The following is a 16,156-nucleotide window of genomic DNA, read 5'->3' on the forward strand; positions in this document are numbered from 1 at the left end:
ACGCCGGCATCTCGGTGCGGCGCATCGCCAGGGAGGCGGGGGTGGCCGTCGGCCTGGTCAACCACCACTTCGGCAGCATCGAGGCGCTGGTGGCCCAGGCCTACGAGACCCTCGCCGCCGAGGTCACCCAGTCGCTGCGCGAGAGCGTCGCCGCTGCCGGCATCGACCCCGCCGCGCGCCTGGACGCCTTCCTGGTCGGCTCCTTCTCGCCCGGCGTGCTCGACCCCGACCTGCTCAGCCCCTGGGTGGTGTTCTGGAGCCTCATCCGCCACTCCACGCCGGTCAACGACGCCCACGAGCGCGGCTACCGCGCCTACCTGCAACTGCTGGAAACCCTCATCACCGACCTGGCGCGCAGCGAGGACTTCGCCATCGCCAACCCGCGCCTGGCCTCCATCGGCCTGTCGGCCATGCTCGACGGCCTGTGGCTGGAGTGGTGCCTGAACCCCACCACCTTCAGCGCCGAGGACGGCCTGCAGCTCAGCCGCCACTGGGTCGAAGGCCTGCGCCGCGGCGCCTACGCCTAGGCCTTCGCCTTGCGCCGCCAGAACAGGAAGCCGGCGCGCGAGCGCGGCGCGGTGGACTCGCGGCGCACCGGGGTGGCCCCCTCCAGCAGGTTGAACAGGCCCTCGATGATGAACGTCAGGCACACGTAGATGGCCGCCACCAGCAGCAGCGGTTGGTACACCTGGAAGGTCTGCGCGCGCACCACGTTGGCCGCGCCGAGCAGGTCGACCACGGCGATGGTCGAGGCCAGCGCGGTGGACTTCAGCAGCAGCACCGTCTCCCCGGCCAGGGTCGGCAGCAGCAGGCGGATGGCCCGCGGCAGCCACACGCGGTAGAGCACCAGGCGGCGGTGCATGCCAAAGGCCGCGGCGGCTTCCAGCTCGCCGCGCGGCACGGCCCTGAGGCCACCGCGCACCACCTCGCCGACGTAGGCCCCCACCGACAGCACCAGCGCCAGCACGATGTACCAGTAGCCGTCGCGCAGGTATGGCCAGAGGAAGCTGCTGCGGATCGGCGGGTAGGTGGCGAACAGGCTGCCCAGGCCGTAGTAGCAGGTGTAGATCTGCACCAGCAGCGGCGTGCCGCGGATGACGCTGGTGAAGGCCAGGCTGGCCTTGGCCACGAACAGGTTGCGCGACATCCGCGCCAGCGCCACCAGCAGCGCCAGGGCGAAGCCGAGCACGGCGCTGACCAGCAGCAGCGACAGGGTGGTGCCCAGGCCGCGCAGCAGCAGGCTGCCGTAGGTGAATATCCAGTGATCGCTCATCGCGCGCCCCTCACACCGCCGGTATCCAGCGGCGGAAGCGCCGCTCGAGCCAGCCGGAGAACAGGTTGGAGAGCACCGTGAGCAGGTAGTACAGCGCCGCCGCGGTGAGGTAGAAGGTCAGGTAGCTGCGCGTCGAGCCGGCCGCCTGCTTGGCGGTGTAGAGCAGCTCGTTGGTGCCCACCACGCTGATCAGCGCGCTGTCCTTGATCAGGTTGACCCACAGGTTGGCCATGCCGGCCAGGGCGTTGGGCGCCATGATCGGCAGGGTGACCCGGCGGAACAGGCCGAAGCCGTGCATGCCGTAGGCCCGCGCCGCCTCGATCTGGCCGTAGGGGATGGCCTGGATGGCGCCGCGGAAGATTTCCGAGGCGTAGGCCCCCTGCACCAGGCCGAGCACGGCGATGGCGACCACGGTGCCATTGAGCTTGACGTCACCGTAGCCGAGCCAGGCGAACAACTGGTTCAGGCCCATGGAGCCGACGTAGTACAGCAGCAGGATCAGCAGCAACTCCGGCACCGCCCGGCACAGGGTGGTGTAGCCGCGGGCGGTGGCGGCCAGCGGGCGCGGGCCGCTGAGCTTGGCGCTGGCGGCGCCCAGGCCGATGAGCATGCCGACCAGGAAGGCGCCGAAGGAAATCTGCAGGGTGACCAGCAGCCCGCGCAGCAGCGCCGGCCCCCAGCCCTGGGCGCCGAAGCCGACGAGGTCGAGATAGGATTGCATGGCGATGTCCTCGAAGCGCGGCGCCGCCCGCCGGGCGGCGCCGGTTCATCACGGCTGCTTGGGCGCGACGCTCAGGCCGAAGTACTTGTCCGACAGCGCCTTGTAGTCGTCGCTGGCCAGCAGCTTGCCGATGGCCACGTCCAGCTTCGCCTTCAGCGCCGTGTCGTCCTTGCGCAGGCCGGCGCCCACGCCGCGGCCGAACAGCGGGTCGTGGGGCACCTCGCCCTTGCTGACGATGCCCGCCGCCTGGGCATCGGGCGACTTGAGGAAGGTGTTCACGGCGATGCCGTCGGCCATCATCAGGTCGATGCGCCCGGCCACCAGGTCGGCGTTCACCGAGTCCTGGGTGTCGTAGTAGCGCACGTCGGCGATCTTCTCGTAGTACTTCTTCAGGTAGTTGGAGCTGACGGTGGAGATCTGCACGCCGATCACCTTGCCCTTCAGCCCCTCGGGGCTGACGACTATGTCGCTGGCGGCCGGCGCGGCCACCGCCACCGGGGTGTCGTAGTAGGGCACGCTGAAGGCGATCTGCTTCTCGCGCTCCTCGGTGATGGACAGGGAGTTGAAGATCACGTCGACCTTCTTCGCCAGCAGCGCCGGGATGATGCCGTCCCAGGCCACTTCGTCGATCTCGCACTGCGCCTGCATCTGCGCGCAGACCTTGTGGATCAGGTCCGGCTCGAAGCCGCTCCAGCTGCCGTCCGGCTGCTTCACCGAGAACGGCGGGTAGGGCTCCGCCGCCAGGGCGAAGCGCAATGTCTCCGCCTGCGCGCTGGCCATGCCCGCCGCCAGCAATGCCGCACCCGCCAACCAACCGCAAAGACCCTGTCTGTTCATGATGCCCCTTCCGCTTTCTTGTGGTTTGTCGTGCTAGAAGCTTGTCAGGTGGCCGCGCCGCGGCCGGTTCAGCGATTCTGGTGCGCGTTGACGAACTGCCGGCAGCGCTCGCTGCGCGGCCGCGCGAAGACCTCCTCGGGGGTGCCCTCCTCCTCGATCAGGCCCTGGTGGAGGAAGGCCACGTGGCTGGAGACGTCACGGGCGAAGGCCATCTCGTGGGTCACCAGGATCATGGTGCGGCCCTCCTCGGCCAGCGAGCGGATCACCCGCAGCACCTCGCCGACCAGCTCCGGGTCCAGCGCCGAGGTCGGCTCGTCGAACAGCATCACCTTCGGCCGCACCGCCAGGGCGCGGGCGATGGCCACGCGCTGCTGCTGGCCGCCGGAGAGGAAGGCCGGGTATTCGTTGCGCTTCTCCGCCAGGCCCACCCGCGCCAGCAGCGCCTCGGCGCGTTCGCGGGCCTCGGCCTTGTTCTCGTGGAGGACGAAGGTCGGCGCCTCCATCAGGTTTTCCAGCACCGTGCGGTGCGGCCACAGGTTGAAGTTCTGGAACACCATGCCCAGCCGCGAGCGGATGCGCGTCAGCTGCTTCTGGTCGGCCACCCGCGGCTCGCCGTGGCGGTCGTGGTCGAGGCGGATGGTCTCGCCGTCGACGCTGACGCTGCCGGCGTTGGGCACCTCCAGCATGTTGATGCAGCGCAGCAGGGTGCTCTTGCCCGAGCCGCTGGCGCCGATCAGCGACACCACGCCGCCCTCGCGGGCCGACAGCGACACGCCCTTGAGCACCTCGAACTGGCCGAAGCGCTTGTGCAGGTCGCGGACTTCGATCACCGGCTTGCTGGCGGGCTTTGCCGGTACGCTCTGTGTAGGAGCGCGCCCTGCGCGCGATTCGCGGGCAGGGCCCGCTCCTACAGGGGAGGCCACGGGCAAACCCTCGACGAAGCCGAGGATGCGCTCGCAGGCCTCGGCCAGTGTCTCGTCGGCCAGGGTGAAGGACAGCCGCACGAAACCGTCGGCCTGGGGGCCGAAGGCGGCGGCGTCGAGCACCGACACGCCGCGGGCGCGGAACAGCTGCCAGGCGAAGTCCAGGGAGCTCAGGCCGGTACCGCGCACGTCGACCATCACGAACATCCCGGCCTCGGGGCTCAGCACCTTCAACCGCGGGCTGCGCGCCAGGCGCTGCACGACCAGGTCGCGGCGGCGGCGGTAGACCTCGCGCATTCCGGCGGCCACCTGGTCGTGCTGCCGCACCGCTGCCAGCGCGGCCTCCTGCACGAAACCGGGCAGGCCGTAGAGCATGTTCAGCGCCAGGTTCTCGATGTGCGTCACCAGCGTCGGCTCGGCGACTATCCAGCCGGCGCGCCAGCCGGTCATGGCGTGGGACTTGGACAGGCTGCCCAGGCTCAGGGTGCGCGCGGCCATGCCCGGCAGCGCGGCGAAGCTCTGGTGCGGCTGCTCGAAGGTCAGCGCCTCGTACACCTCGTCCACCACCACCCAGAGGTCGTGGCGCTCGGCGACGGCGGCGATGGCGCGCAGCTCGTCGGGGCGCATGACCACGCCGGTGGGGTTGTTCGGGTTGGCGAAGAAGATCGCCCGGGTGCGCGGGGTGATGGCCGCCTCCAGGGCCGCGGCGTCGAGGCGGAAGCCGTTGTCGGCGGGGGTCGGCACCGCCACCAGCTTCGCGCCGGTGGCCTTGAGGGTGGCTTCGTAGGTGACGTAGACCGGGTCGAAGACGATGACTTCGTCGCCGGCCTCCAGCAGGCACAGGGCGGCGGCGAACAGGGCGTTCTGCGCGCCGGCGAGGACGATGACGTTGTCCGCGCCCAGCGGCAGGTCGAAGCGTCGCCGGTACAGGTCGGCGATGGCCTGGCGCAGTTCCGGGCGCCCGGCCACGTCGCTGTAGTGGGTGTCGCCGGCCTGCAGCGCGGCCACCGCGGCGTCGGTGATGAAGGCCGGCGTGGCGAAGTCCGGATCGCCGACGCTGAGGACGATCGCATCCTCCCCGGCGCGTTGCGCCGCCACGGCGGCGTAGTGGATATCCCAGGCGGCTGCGCCCGGCCCGACCATCCTGTCCACAAGCGACGAATAACGCATGCACGGACCTCACCCGAATGACGGAGAACCCGCGGCTGCAACGCTGCCGGGCCGCGGGGCGTGGCATCACCATAACCACGAATGAACGAGTGTTCAACAGTGTTTTCCGGCCAAATCGAGCGATCGTTCAATTTGCCCCGGAATAGAGCGGCCGCTCCCTCCAGGCCCCGTTCCGGCGCCTGGCGCGGCAGGCACCGACGAGCCTGGCGGAGCGCCCGAAGCGGCCCGCGCGGTCCCGTTCACCCTGCCCCGCGAGGGTGCGGGTGGCGCCGCGACATTTTTCGAACATGCCCATAACGGGTTCTTAACGATTGCTCGGCGAGCATGACCCCTGACAATCGCCACCACCCCGTGAAGTGCATGGACAACCCCTTCCTCCCCTTCTCCCGGCCCAGCATCGGCGCCGAGGAAATCCAGGCCGTCAATGAAGTGCTCGGCTCCGGCTGGATCACCACCGGCCCGAAAAACCAGCTGCTGGAGCAGCGCTTCGCCGACTACGTCGGCTGCCGGCACGCCGTGGCCGTGGCCTCGGCCACCGGCGCCATGCACATCGCCCTGCTGGCCCTGGGCATCGGCCCGGGCGACGAGGTGATCACCCCGTCGCAGACCTGGGTGTCCACCGCCAACATGATCTGCCTGCTGGGCGCCACCCCGGTGTTCGTCGACGTCGACCGCGACACCCTGATGACCGACGCCGCGCGCATCGAGGCGGCCATCACCCCGCGCACGAAGGCGATCGTCCCGGTGCACTACGCCGGCGCCGCCTTCGACCTGGACCCGCTCTACGCGCTGGCCGAAAAACACGGCATCGCGGTGATCGAGGACGCCGCCCATGCCGCCGGCACCCGCTACCGCGGCCGCCACGTCGGCGCGCGCGGCACGGCGATCTTCTCCTTCCACGCGATCAAGAACATGACCTGCGCCGAAGGCGGGATGTTCGTCAGCGACGACGAGGCCCTGGCCAACCGCGTGCGTACCCTGAAGTTCCACGGCCTGGGGGTGGACGCCTATGACCGCCTGAGCCACGGCCGCAAGCCCCAGGCGCAGGTGACCGAGCCGGGCTTCAAGTACAACCTCACCGACATCAACGCCGCCATCGCCCTGGTGCAGCTGCAGCGCCTGGACGCCCTCAACGCGCGCCGCGCCGAACTGGCCGAACAGTACCGGGAGCGCCTGGCGCACCTGCCGGTGCAGCCGCTGGCCGTGCCCGGCTACCCGCAGCGGCACGCCTGGCACCTGTTCATCCTGCGCATCGACGAGCAGGCCTGCGGCATCGATCGCGACGCCTTCATGCAGGCCCTGCAGCAGCGCGGCATCGGCAGCGGCATCCACTTCATCGGCACCCACCTGCACAGCTGGTACCGCCAGCGCTTCCCCGGCCTCAGCCTGCCCGCCACCGAATGGAACTCGGCGCGCCTGTGTTCCATCCCGCTGTTCCCCGACATGACCGACGCCGACCTGGCGCGCGTGGTCGGGGCCTGCGAAACCCTTCTGCGGTGAACCCCGTGAAACCCTACGCCATCGACTGCGTCTCCGTGGTCATTCCGGTCTACAACGAAGAAGCCAGCCTGCCCGAGCTGCTGCGCCGCACCGAGGCGGCCTGCCGCCAGCTCGGCCGCGCCTACGAGCTGGTGCTGGTCGACGACGGCAGCCGCGACCGTTCCGCCGAGCTCATCCTGGAAGCCGCCGAGGCCCCCGGCAGCCACGTGCTGGCGGTCATCCTCAACCGCAACTACGGCCAGCACGCGGCGATCATGGCCGGCTTCGAGCAGTGCCGCGGCGACCTGGTGATCACCCTCGACGCCGACCTGCAGAACCCGCCGGAGGAAATCCCGCGCCTGGTCGAGCAGGCCGCGCTGGGCTACGACGTGGTCGGCACGGTGCGCGGCAACCGCCGGGACTCGGCCCTGCGCCGCTGGCCGTCGCGGCTGATCAACCTGGCCGTGCAGCGCTCCACCGGCGTGGCCATGAGCGACTACGGCTGCATGCTGCGCGCCTACCGCCGCGGCATCGTCAAGGCCATGCTGGCCTGCCGCGAGCGCAGCACCTTCATCCCGATCCTGGCCAACGGCTTCGCCCGCCACACCAGCGAGATCGTCGTCGGCCACGCCGAGCGCGAGCACGGCGAGTCGAAGTACGACTTCCTGCGGCTGATCAACCTGATGTTCGACCTGGTCACCTGCATGACCACCAGCCCGCTGCGCCTGCTCAGCCTGGTCGGCGGCGGCATGGCCGTGGCCGGCGTGGCCTTCGGCGTCCTGCTGCTGGTGCTGCGCCTGCTGTTCGGCGCGGCCTGGGCCGGCGACGGACTGTTCGTGCTGTTCGCCATCCTGTTCATCTTCACCGGCGCGCAACTGGTGGGCATGGGCCTGCTCGGCGAGTACCTGGGCCGCATGTACAACGACGTGCGCGCCCGCCCGCGCTTCTTCATCGAGCGCGTGGCGCGCGGTGCCGCCCTGCCCACCGCCGGCACCGCGTCGATCTCCCCTTCCCCTGTCGTCGAGTCCCTCGCCCAATGAGCGCCAAGACCCTCGTATTCGCCTACCACGACATCGGCTGCGCCGGCATCGAAGCCCTGCTGGCCGCCGGCTACCAGATCGACGCGGTCTTCACCCATGCCGACGACCCGCGGGAGAACCGCTTCTTCGGCTCGGTGGCGCAGCTGTGCGCACAGCGCGGCATCCCGGTGCACGCCCCGGAGGACGTCAACCACCCGCTGTGGGTCGCGCGCATCCGCGAGCTGCAACCGCAATACATCTTCTCCTTCTACTACCGCCACCTGCTCGGCGACGAACTGCTGGCCTGCGCCAGCCGTGGCGCCTTCAACCTGCACGGCTCGCTGCTGCCGCGCTACCGTGGCCGCGCCCCGGCCAACTGGGTGCTGGTCAATGGCGAGAGCGAGACCGGCGTGACCCTGCACCGCATGGTCAAGCGCGCCGACGCTGGCGCCATCGTCGCCCAGCAGCGCGTCGCCATCGACGAGGACGACACCGCCCTGAGCCTGCACGGAAAATTGCGCGAGTGCGCCGCCGAGCTGCTCGGCCGGGTGCTGCCGGCGCTGCGCGAAGGCGACTTCGTCGAACGCGAGCAGGACGAGAACCAGGCCAGCTACTTCGGCCGCCGCACACCCGCCGACGGCCTGCTCGACTGGCGCCGCCCGGCCCGCGAGCTGCACAACCTGGTGCGCGCGGTGACCCAGCCCTACCCCGGCGCCTTCGCCCCGGTGGGCGAGCGCAAGCTGATCGTCTGGCAATCGAAGGTGGTGCCCGGCAACCAGGGCCGCCCGGCCGGCGCCGTGCTGGGCGTGGAGCCGCTGCGCATCGCCTGCGGCGAAGACAGCCTGGAGATAGTCGCCGGCCAGCAGGGCGACGCCGGCCTCTACCTCGCCGGCCCGCAACTGGCCCGCGAGATGGGCCTGGTGGCGGGTTCGCGGCTGCATGCATTGGCCAAGCCCAGGCGCAAGACGCGGGTGCTGATCCTCGGCGTCAACGGCTTCATCGGCAACCACCTCTCCGAGCGCCTGCTGCGCGACGGCGGCTACGAGGTCTACGGCCTGGACATCGGCTCCGACGCCATCGAGCGGCTGAAGAGCAACCCGGACTTCCACTTCGTCGAGGGCGACATCGGCATCCACAGCGAGTGGATCGAGTACCACATCAAGAAGTGCGATGTGGTGCTGCCGCTGGTGGCCATCGCCACCCCCATCGAATACACCCGCAACCCGCTGCGGGTGTTCGAGCTGGACTTCGAGGAGAACCTCAAGCTGGTCCGCTACTGCGTGAAGTACGGCAAGCGGGTGATCTTCCCGTCCACCTCCGAGGTGTACGGCATGTGCAGCGACGCCAGCTTCGACGAGGACAGCTCGAACCTGGTGGTGGGGCCGATCAACAAGCAGCGCTGGATCTACTCGGTGTCCAAGCAGCTGCTCGACCGGGTGATCTGGGCCTACGGCCAGAAGGGCCTGCGCTTCACCCTGTTCCGCCCGTTCAACTGGATGGGCCCGCGCCTGGACCGCCTGGACTCGGCGCGCATCGGCAGCTCGCGGGCCATCACCCAGCTGATCCTGCACCTGGTGGAAGGCACGCCGATCCGCCTGGTCGACGGCGGCGCGCAGAAGCGCTGCTTCACCGACGTGGACGACGGCATCGAGGCCCTGGCGCGCATCGTCGACAACGAAGGCGGACGCTGCGACGGGCAGATCGTCAACATCGGCAACCCGGACAACGAGGCGAGCATCCGCGAGCTGGGCGAGGAACTGCTGCGCCAGTTCGAGGCCCACCCGCTGCGTGCGCACTTCCCGCCCTTCGCCGGCTTCCGCGAGGTGGAAAGCCGCAGCTTCTACGGCGACGGCTACCAGGACGTGGCGCACCGCAAGCCGAGCATCGACAACGCCCGCCGCCTGCTGGACTGGGAACCGGGCGTGCCCCTGCGCGAGACCATCGCCAAGACCCTCGACTTCTTCCTGTGCGAGGCCATCGCCGAACAGCGGCAGGCCGGCAAGCCGAGGCTCGCCAGCTGATGCAGGCCGGTCTGCGCATCGACGTCGACACCTACCGCGGCACCCGTGACGGCGTGCCGCGGCTGCTCGACATGCTCGACGAGGCCGGGATCAGGGCGACCTTCTTCTTCAGCGTCGGCCCGGACAACATGGGCCGCCACCTGTGGCGCCTGGCGCGGCCGCGCTTCCTGGGCAAGATGCTGCGCTCGAAGGCCGCCAGCCTGTATGGCTGGGACATCCTCCTGGCCGGCACCGCCTGGCCCGGCCGGCCCATCGGCCGCGACCTCGGCCCGCTGATGCGGCGCACCCAGGCGGCCGGCCACGAGGTTGGCCTGCACGCCTGGGACCACCACGGCTGGCAGGCCAACGCCGGGCGCTGGAGCGCCGAGCAGTTGCACCGGCAGATCGCCCTGGGCGTGGACAGCCTGAGCGACATCCTCGGCCGCCGCGTGGACTGCTCGGCGGTGGCCGGCTGGCGCGCCGACGAGCGCACCGTGCAGGCCAAGGAGGCCTTCGGCTTCCGCTACAACAGCGACTGCCGCGGCAGCGCGCCGTTCCGCCCGCGCCTGGCCGACGGCCGCCCGGGCACCCCGCAGGTGCCGGTGGACCTGCCGACCTTCGACGAGGTGGTGGGCACGGCGGTCCTCGCCGGCGCCTTCAACGACTTCATCATGACCCGGTTCCGCCCGCAGGCGCTGAACGTCTACACCGTGCACGCCGAGGTGGAAGGCATCGTCATGGCCGATGCCTTCCGCCAGTTGCTGGGCCATGCTCGCGAGGGCGGCATCCACTTCCACCCCCTCGGCCAGTTGCTGCCGGCCGACCCGGCGACATTGCCGCTGGGCGAACTGCGCCGCGGCAGCCTGGCGGGCCGCGAAGGCTGGCTGGGCGTGCAGCGATGAGCCGGCGCTACGGGCTGCTGGCCGCGGCCGTCCTGCTGTTGTTCTTCCTGGTGCCGCTGGGCCTGCACGGCCTGTGGATACCCGACGAGGCGCGCTACGCCCAGGCCGCCCAGGAAATGCTGCAGCGCGGCGACTGGGTGGCGCCGCACTTCCTCGGCCTGCGCTACTTCGAGAAGCCCATCGCCGGCTACTGGCTGGTGGCCCTGGGCCAGGCGCTGTTCGGTGAGAACCTGTTCGGCGTGCGCGTCGCCTCGGTGCTGGTCAGCGCCTGCAGCACCTTGCTGGTCTGGCTGCTGGCCCGGCGGCTGTGGCCGCAGCCGGGCCGGGCGTGGACCGCCGCGCTGCTCTACGCCAGCTTCGCGCTGATCGCCGGCCAGGCCGGCTACGCCAACCTCGACCCGCAGTTCACCCTGTGGGTGAACCTGAGCCTGTTCGCCCTGTGGTTCGCCTTCGAGGCCGAAGCCCCCCGCGCCCGCCTGGGCGCCTGGGTGCTGCTGGGCGTGGCCTGCGCCATGGGCTTCATGACCAAGGGCTTCCTCGCCGGCCTGCTGCCGGTGCTGGTGGCCCTGCCCTATGCGCTGTGGCGCCGGCGCCTGGGCGAGCTGTTCCTGCTCGGCCCGCTGGCGGTGCTGGTGGCGCTGCTGGCCAGCCTGCCCTGGGCGCTGGCGGTGCACCTGCGCGAAGCGGACTTCTGGCATTTCTTCTTCTGGCACGAGCACATCCAGCGCTTCGCCGGCAGCGACGCCCAGCATGCGCGGCCGTTCTGGTTCTTCGTACCGCTGCTGTTCGCCTGCGCGGCGCCCTGGACGCTGCTCGTCCCCGCCGCCTTCCAGCGCGGCTGGCAGGCACGCCGCGAGCCCCATGCGGTATTCCTGCTGCTGTGGTTCCTGATGCCCTTCCTGTTCTTCAGCCTGGCCAAGGGCAAGCTGCCGACCTACATCATGCCCTGCTTCGCGCCGCTGGCCCTGCTGATGGCCGATGCCCTGGCCAGCGCCCTGGAGCGCGGACGCCTAGGGGCGCTGCGCCTGAACGGTGCGCTGAACCTGCTGCTGGGCCTGCTCGGCCTGGCCGCGCTGGTGTTCCTGCAGGCGAAGAAAGCGCTGTACCACCAGCAACTGCCGAGCCTGCTGCTGGTCGGCCTGGTCTGCGCCCTCTGGGCCCTGTGCGGTGCCCTGCAGTGGCTGCGCCCGCAACAGCTGTGGGCAGCCCCGGCGCTGGCTGCCTGGCTGCTGGTGGCCGCGGCGCCGGCGGCGCTGCCCGAGCGCATGGTCAACAGCAAGATGCCCGACCAGTTCATCGCCCAGCACCTGGAGGAACTGGGCACGGCCACCACCCTGCTGAGCAACGACCTGGGTGCCGCCTCGGCACTGGCCTGGCGCACCGGGCGCAGCGAGGTGTTCCTGCTCAACACCGAGGGCGAGCTGAAATACGGCCTCGGCTACCCCGACGCCAGTGGCCGGCGCATCGGCCTCGAACAGTTCCCCGCCTGGCTCGCCGCGGCGCGCCACCAGGGCCTGGTGGGGGTGATCCTGCGCGTCAACAGTCCCGGCGACGAAGCCGAGCTGGCGCTGATGCCGCGGGACGCCACCAGCTACCGGGAGAACCACCTGGTCTTCCTGCTGATCCCGCAGGCCGCGCCATGACCGCCGCGCTGCTCGCCGCCGTGTGCCTGCTCACCTGCCTCGGCCAGGTCGCCCAGAAGCTCGCCGTGGAGGGCTGGCGCGAACGCAGCCTCAGCCTTACGGGCAAGCTGCTGTCGCCCTGGCTGCTGCTGGCCATGGCCTGCCTGGGCGCGGCCCTGCTGCTCTGGCTGCTGGTGCTGCAGCGCCTGCCGGTGGGCCTGGCCTACCCGATGCTGAGCCTGAACTTCGTGCTGGTCACCCTGGCCGCGCGCCTGCTGTTCGGCGAGCACGTCGATACGCGCCACTGGCTGGGCATCGCCCTGATCGTCGGCGGCGTGGCGCTGCTGGGGCTGCAGGCATGAGCCGGGTCCGCGGCTTCGCCCTGGCCCTGGGCAGCGTGGCCCTGGTCAGCGCTGCCCAGTTGGGCATGCGCTGGGCCATGGCGCGGCTGCCCGAGCCCGAGCAATGGCTGGAAGCGCCGGGCAGCCACCCCCTGCCGCTGCTGGGCGTGCTCGCCGCCGCCGTACTGGCCTACGCGCTGTCGCTGCTGTGCTGGCTGGGCGCCCTGCGCCACCTGCCCCTGGGCCGCGCCTATTCGCTGCTGAGCATCAGCTACGCCCTGGTCTACCTGGGCGCGGCCGCGCTGCCCGGCTTCGGCGAGCCACCCAGCACCCGCGGCGCCCTGGGCGTGGCCCTGGTGATCGCCGGCGTGCTGGCCATCAACGCGCCGCGCGGCAAGAGAACCGTAACGAAGCAGCGGCATGCTGGCTCCAGCGCCGGGCCGGCGCCCTCGAACCACCTGTAACCACTAGGGACACCACCATGAAAATCAGTGTATTCGGGATCGGCTACGTCGGCCTGGTGCAGGCCGCGGTCATGGCCGAAGTGGGCCACGACGTGGTCTGCATGGACATCGACCAGGCCAAGGTCGCCAAGCTGCAGCGCGGCCAGGTGAGCATCTACGAACCCGGCCTGGCCGAGCTGGTGAAGGAGAACCTGGAGGCCGGCCGCCTGCGCTTCACCAGCGAGGTGGAAGTCGCCGCGGCCCACGGCCTGGTGCAGTTCATCGCCGTGGGTACGCCGCCGCGCGCCGACGGCTCGGCCGACCTGGCCGCGGTGTTCGCGGTGGCCGAGGGCATCGCCCTGCACCGCAAGGCGCCGGTGGTGATCGTCGAGAAATCCACGGTGCCGGTGGGCACCGGCGACCTGGTCAAGGCGCACGTCCACAAGGTGTTGAGCCAGCATGGCCGCAGCCTGGACTTCGATATCGTGTCCAACCCGGAATTCCTCAAGGAAGGCTCGGCCCTGGCCGACTGCCGCCGCCCGGACCGCATCGTCATCGGCTGCGAGCGAGCCGAGGTGCTGGACGTGATGCGCGAGATCTACGAGCCCTTCAACCGCAACCACGAGCGCATCCTGTGCATGAACCTGCGCAGCGCGGAGCTGACCAAGTACGCCGCGAACTGCATGCTCGCCACCAAGATCAGCTTCATCAACCAGATAGCCGAACTGGCCGAACACCTGGGCGCCGACATCGAGGCGGTGCGCCAGGGCATGGGCGCCGACCCGCGCATCGGCTACCACTTCATCTACCCCGGCTGCGGCTACGGCGGCTCCTGCTTCCCCAAGGACGTCCAGGCCCTGATCCACAGCGCGGACGACGCCCACTGCTCCAGCGACCTGCTGCGCGCGGTGGAGGCCATCAACCAGCGCCAGAAGCACAAGCTGTTCGAACGCATCGACGCCTACTTCGGCGGCAACCTCAAGGGCCGCACCTTCGCCCTCTGGGGCCTGTCGTTCAAGCCCAACACCGACGACATGCGCGACGCCCCCAGCCGCGCGCTGATGGAAGCGCTGTGGGCGGCCGGGGCCAAGGTCCGCGCCTTCGACCCCGAGGCCATGCCCGAGGCCCAGCGCCTGTACGGCCACGACGAACGCCTGACGCTGATGGGCACCCCCGAGGCGGCCCTGGGCGGCGCCGATGCACTGGTGGTCTGCACCGAGTGGCAACAGTTCAAGGCGCCGGACTTCGAACTGCTGGCCAGCCGCCTGAAGGCCCCGGTGATCTTCGACGGGCGCAACCTCTACGATCCGGAGCGGATGGCGCGCTATGGCTTCGAGTACTTCGCCATGGGCCGCGGCGACTCGCACCGCCTGCCGGTGCCGGCGCAGGAGCAGCCGTTGCGGCGCAGTGCCTGAGAGCGGCTCTTCGTAGGAGCGAGCTTGCTCGCGAACCGTGTTTCCCGGGGGCTGTGGTGTAGCAGGTTGACTCCGCCCCCTCTCCCCAGCCCTCTCCCTGAAGGGAGAGGGGGCTTGTCCGTGCCGAGATGAGCATGGTTTTAGCCGGAAACTGCAGAGCTGCCGGCTGACTCTGAAATATCCGAGCACTCCGAACGGTCCCCTCTCCCTTCAGGGAGAGGGTTAGGGAGAGGGCGCTCTTGGAACTGGCACCGGTGCATTGCCCAACGGAATCACTCAGCAGCCCGCTCCGGCACCCCCACCATCCCCTGCACCTCATCCCGCTTGAGCACGGCATAAATCACCCCCGTCACCACACTCCCCACGACGATCGCCAGCAGATACGCCAACGCATAATTCATCGCATTGGGAATCAGCAACACGAACAGCCCGCCATGGGGCGCCAGCAGCTTGCAGCCGAAGTACATCGACAGCGCCCCGGTCAGCGCGCCGCCCACCACGCTGGCCGGCAGCACCCGCAGCGGGTCCTTGGCGGCGAAGGGAATGGCGCCTTCGGAGATGAAGCACAGGCCCAGCACCAGCGCCGCCTTGCCGGCCTCGCGCTCGCTCCGGGCGAACTTGCGCCGGGCCAGGAGGGTGGCCAGGCCCATGCCGATCGGCGGGACCATGCCGGCGGCCATGGTCGCCGCCATCGGGGCATAGCTCTGCGAGGCCAGCAGGCCCACGGAGAAGGCGTAGGCGGCCTTGTTGATCGGCCCGCCGAGGTCCACGCACATCATGCCGCCGAGCAACAGGCCGAGGAGGATGGCGTTGGCCGTGCCCATGCCGGCGAGGAAGTCGGTCAGCGCGCCCATCAGCCCGGCCACCGGCTTGCCCACCACGTAGATCATCACCAGCCCGGTGAACAGGCTGCACAGCAGCGGGATCAGCAGGATCGGCTTGAGCGCCTCCAGGCTCTGCGGCAGCTTCAGCCACTGGCTGACCGCCCGCGCCGAATAGCCGGCCAGCAGGCCGGCGACTATGCCGCCGAGGAAGCCCGCGCCCAGGCTGCTGGCCAGCAGGCCGCCGATCATCCCCGGCGCCAGGCCCGGGCGGTCGGCGATGGACCAGGCGATGTAGCCGGCGAGCATCGGCACCATCAGCTTGAAGGCGCTCTCGCCGCCGATCTGCATCAGCGCCGCGGCCAGGGTGCCCGGCTGCTTGAACGCCTCGATGCCGAACACGAAGGACAGCGCGATCAGCAGGCCGCCGGCCACCACCATCGGCAGCATGAAGGACACGCCGGTCAGCAGGTGCTTGTACAGCCCGCGCGCCTCGCCCCTGGCCGGCTTCGACGCAGCGGCGGCGACGGTGCTTTCCGCAGTGCCTTCCTGCTGGGCCCTCTTCAGGGTCGCTTCGGGCTGCTTCAGGGCCACGCCGGTGCCGCAGCGGAAGATGCGCTTGCCGGCGAAGCGCTCGGCGTTCACCTCGATGTCGGCGGCCAGCAGCACCACGTCGGCGGCGGCTATGTCCTCGGCCGACAGCGGGTTGCGCGCGCCCACCGAGCCCTGGGTTTCCACCCGCAGCTGCCAGCCCAGGCGTTCGGCGGCCTGCTGCAGCGCCTCGGCGGCCATGAAGGTGTGCGCCACGCCGGTGGGGCAGGCGGTCACCGCCACCACCCGCACCGCCCTGGCCTCGGCTTGCGGTTCGGCGGCACCTTGCCAGGGCCGGGCCTCGGCGGCGGCGCGCTGGAGGAAGGCCGCCGGCTCCGCCAGGGCCTCGGCCGGGCGGGCCTGGACCAGGCGCTTGCCGGCGAAGCGGGAAAGCTCCAGCGGCTGGCTGCTGACCACCAGCACCAGGTCGGCGGCGGCGATCTGCTCGGCGCTCAGGCGCGCCTCGGGGCGCTGCGGTTCATTGCTCTCGACGCACACCGACCAGCCCAGGCGCTCGGCGGCGGCGCGCAGCAGGCGCGCGCTGAGCAGGCTGGTGACCTGGCCATTGGGGCAGGCAGTGATCAGGGCAAGATTCATCG

14 protein-coding genes are annotated in these 16,156 nt (G+C 70.5%); 9 read left to right on the forward strand and 5 right to left on the reverse strand.

The window, feature by feature from the left end; genetic code table 11:
• A partial coding sequence (locus DK254_RS13700) for a TetR family transcriptional regulator C-terminal domain-containing protein (protein WP_109934672.1) occupies positions 1-527 on the forward strand: 527 nt, incomplete at its 5' end.
• Here DK254_RS13700 and DK254_RS13705 read toward each other — a convergent pair.
• The 4 genes from DK254_RS13705 to DK254_RS35045 form a co-directional block, all read right to left on the reverse strand.
• A complete protein-coding gene (locus DK254_RS13705) occupies positions 524-1,273 on the reverse strand; it encodes an ABC transporter permease subunit (protein ID WP_109934208.1) in 750 nt (249 codons plus the stop codon). The genes DK254_RS13700 and DK254_RS13705 overlap by 4 nt on opposite strands.
• A 10-nt stretch (positions 1,274-1,283) precedes the next feature.
• On the reverse strand, positions 1,284-1,994 hold the full coding sequence (locus DK254_RS13710) for an ABC transporter permease (protein WP_109934209.1): 711 nt from the start codon (positions 1,992-1,994) through the stop codon (positions 1,284-1,286).
• 48 nt (positions 1,995-2,042) lie between these two features.
• Positions 2,043-2,831 carry a transporter substrate-binding domain-containing protein gene (locus tag DK254_RS13715; RefSeq protein WP_109934210.1) on the reverse strand — a complete coding sequence of 263 codons (789 nt, stop codon included), beginning with the start codon at positions 2,829-2,831 and terminating at the stop codon, positions 2,043-2,045.
• A gap of 68 nt (positions 2,832-2,899) precedes the next feature.
• Positions 2,900-4,924 (reverse strand): aminotransferase class I/II-fold pyridoxal phosphate-dependent enzyme, encoded by a 2,025-nt coding sequence (locus DK254_RS35045; RefSeq protein WP_109934211.1) that lies wholly within the window; start codon positions 4,922-4,924, stop codon positions 2,900-2,902.
• 360 nt (positions 4,925-5,284) lie between these two features.
• Here DK254_RS35045 and arnB point away from each other — a divergent pair, with 360 nt between their 5' ends.
• The 8 genes from arnB to DK254_RS13760 are packed head-to-tail and all read left to right on the forward strand — an operon-like array spanning position 5,285 to position 14,145.
• Complete coding sequence (gene arnB / locus DK254_RS13725; RefSeq protein ID WP_109934212.1) at positions 5,285-6,424, forward strand: UDP-4-amino-4-deoxy-L-arabinose aminotransferase; 1,140 nt, start codon at positions 5,285-5,287, stop codon at positions 6,422-6,424.
• Between the two features lie 5 nt (positions 6,425-6,429).
• Positions 6,430-7,443 carry an undecaprenyl-phosphate 4-deoxy-4-formamido-L-arabinose transferase gene (gene arnC, locus DK254_RS13730; protein ID WP_109934673.1) on the forward strand — a complete coding sequence of 338 codons (1,014 nt, stop codon included), beginning with the start codon at positions 6,430-6,432 and terminating at the stop codon, positions 7,441-7,443.
• Positions 7,440-9,443, forward strand: a complete 2,004-nt coding sequence (gene arnA, locus DK254_RS13735; protein ID WP_109934213.1) for a bifunctional UDP-4-amino-4-deoxy-L-arabinose formyltransferase/UDP-glucuronic acid oxidase ArnA — start codon at positions 7,440-7,442, stop codon at positions 9,441-9,443. The genes arnC and arnA overlap by 4 nt, the downstream gene beginning before the upstream one ends.
• On the forward strand, positions 9,443-10,324 hold the full coding sequence (gene arnD, locus DK254_RS13740) for a 4-deoxy-4-formamido-L-arabinose-phosphoundecaprenol deformylase (RefSeq protein WP_109934214.1): 882 nt from the start codon (positions 9,443-9,445) through the stop codon (positions 10,322-10,324). The genes arnA and arnD overlap by 1 nt, the downstream gene beginning before the upstream one ends.
• Positions 10,321-11,967 (forward strand): lipid IV(A) 4-amino-4-deoxy-L-arabinosyltransferase, encoded by a 1,647-nt coding sequence (gene arnT, locus DK254_RS13745; protein ID WP_109934215.1) that lies wholly within the window; start codon positions 10,321-10,323, stop codon positions 11,965-11,967. The genes arnD and arnT overlap by 4 nt, the downstream gene beginning before the upstream one ends.
• Positions 11,964-12,308: a 4-amino-4-deoxy-L-arabinose-phosphoundecaprenol flippase subunit ArnE gene (arnE, locus tag DK254_RS13750; protein WP_109934216.1), complete on the forward strand. Its 345-nt coding sequence runs from the start codon at positions 11,964-11,966 to the stop codon at positions 12,306-12,308. The genes arnT and arnE overlap by 4 nt, the downstream gene beginning before the upstream one ends.
• A complete protein-coding gene (arnF, locus tag DK254_RS13755; protein ID WP_109934217.1) occupies positions 12,305-12,751 on the forward strand; it encodes a 4-amino-4-deoxy-L-arabinose-phosphoundecaprenol flippase subunit ArnF in 447 nt (148 codons plus the stop codon). The genes arnE and arnF overlap by 4 nt, the downstream gene beginning before the upstream one ends.
• A gap of 17 nt (positions 12,752-12,768) precedes the next feature.
• Complete coding sequence (locus tag DK254_RS13760) at positions 12,769-14,145, forward strand: UDP-glucose/GDP-mannose dehydrogenase family protein (RefSeq protein ID WP_109934218.1); 1,377 nt, start codon at positions 12,769-12,771, stop codon at positions 14,143-14,145.
• A 272-nt stretch (positions 14,146-14,417) separates the two neighbouring features.
• Here the strand turns inward: DK254_RS13760 and DK254_RS13765 are convergent, their stop codons facing one another.
• Positions 14,418-16,154 carry a PTS fructose-like transporter subunit IIB gene (locus DK254_RS13765; RefSeq protein ID WP_109934219.1) on the reverse strand — a complete coding sequence of 579 codons (1,737 nt, stop codon included), beginning with the start codon at positions 16,152-16,154 and terminating at the stop codon, positions 14,418-14,420.
• Positions 16,155-16,156: the final 2 nt, after the last annotated feature.

The sequence above is a fragment of the Pseudomonas sp. RW407 genome (genome assembly GCF_003176655.1).
Taxonomy (GTDB): domain Bacteria; phylum Pseudomonadota; class Gammaproteobacteria; order Pseudomonadales; family Pseudomonadaceae; genus Pseudomonas; species Pseudomonas delhiensis.

Bases quoted from the DNA above. Each gene is read 5' to 3' on its own strand.
- arnA (WP_109934213.1), top strand. From the start codon at position 7,440: ATGAGCGCCAAGACCCTCGTATTCGCCTACCACGACATCGGCTGCGCC.
- arnE (WP_109934216.1), top strand. From the start codon at position 11,964: ATGACCGCCGCGCTGCTCGCCGCCGTGTGCCTGCTCACCTGCCTCGGC.
- DK254_RS13765 (WP_109934219.1), bottom strand. From the start codon at position 16,154: ATGAATCTTGCCCTGATCACTGCCTGCCCCAATGGCCAGGTCACCAGC.
- DK254_RS35045 (WP_109934211.1), bottom strand. From the start codon at position 4,924: ATGCGTTATTCGTCGCTTGTGGACAGGATGGTCGGGCCGGGCGCAGCC.
- arnD (WP_109934214.1), top strand. From the start codon at position 9,443: ATGCAGGCCGGTCTGCGCATCGACGTCGACACCTACCGCGGCACCCGT.
- arnB (WP_109934212.1), top strand. From the start codon at position 5,285: ATGGACAACCCCTTCCTCCCCTTCTCCCGGCCCAGCATCGGCGCCGAG.
- arnT (WP_109934215.1), top strand. From the start codon at position 10,321: ATGAGCCGGCGCTACGGGCTGCTGGCCGCGGCCGTCCTGCTGTTGTTC.
- DK254_RS13710 (WP_109934209.1), bottom strand. From the start codon at position 1,994: ATGCAATCCTATCTCGACCTCGTCGGCTTCGGCGCCCAGGGCTGGGGG.
- DK254_RS13715 (WP_109934210.1), bottom strand. From the start codon at position 2,831: ATGAACAGACAGGGTCTTTGCGGTTGGTTGGCGGGTGCGGCATTGCTG.
- DK254_RS13705 (WP_109934208.1), bottom strand. From the start codon at position 1,273: ATGAGCGATCACTGGATATTCACCTACGGCAGCCTGCTGCTGCGCGGC.
- arnF (WP_109934217.1), top strand. From the start codon at position 12,305: ATGAGCCGGGTCCGCGGCTTCGCCCTGGCCCTGGGCAGCGTGGCCCTG.
- DK254_RS13760 (WP_109934218.1), top strand. From the start codon at position 12,769: ATGAAAATCAGTGTATTCGGGATCGGCTACGTCGGCCTGGTGCAGGCC.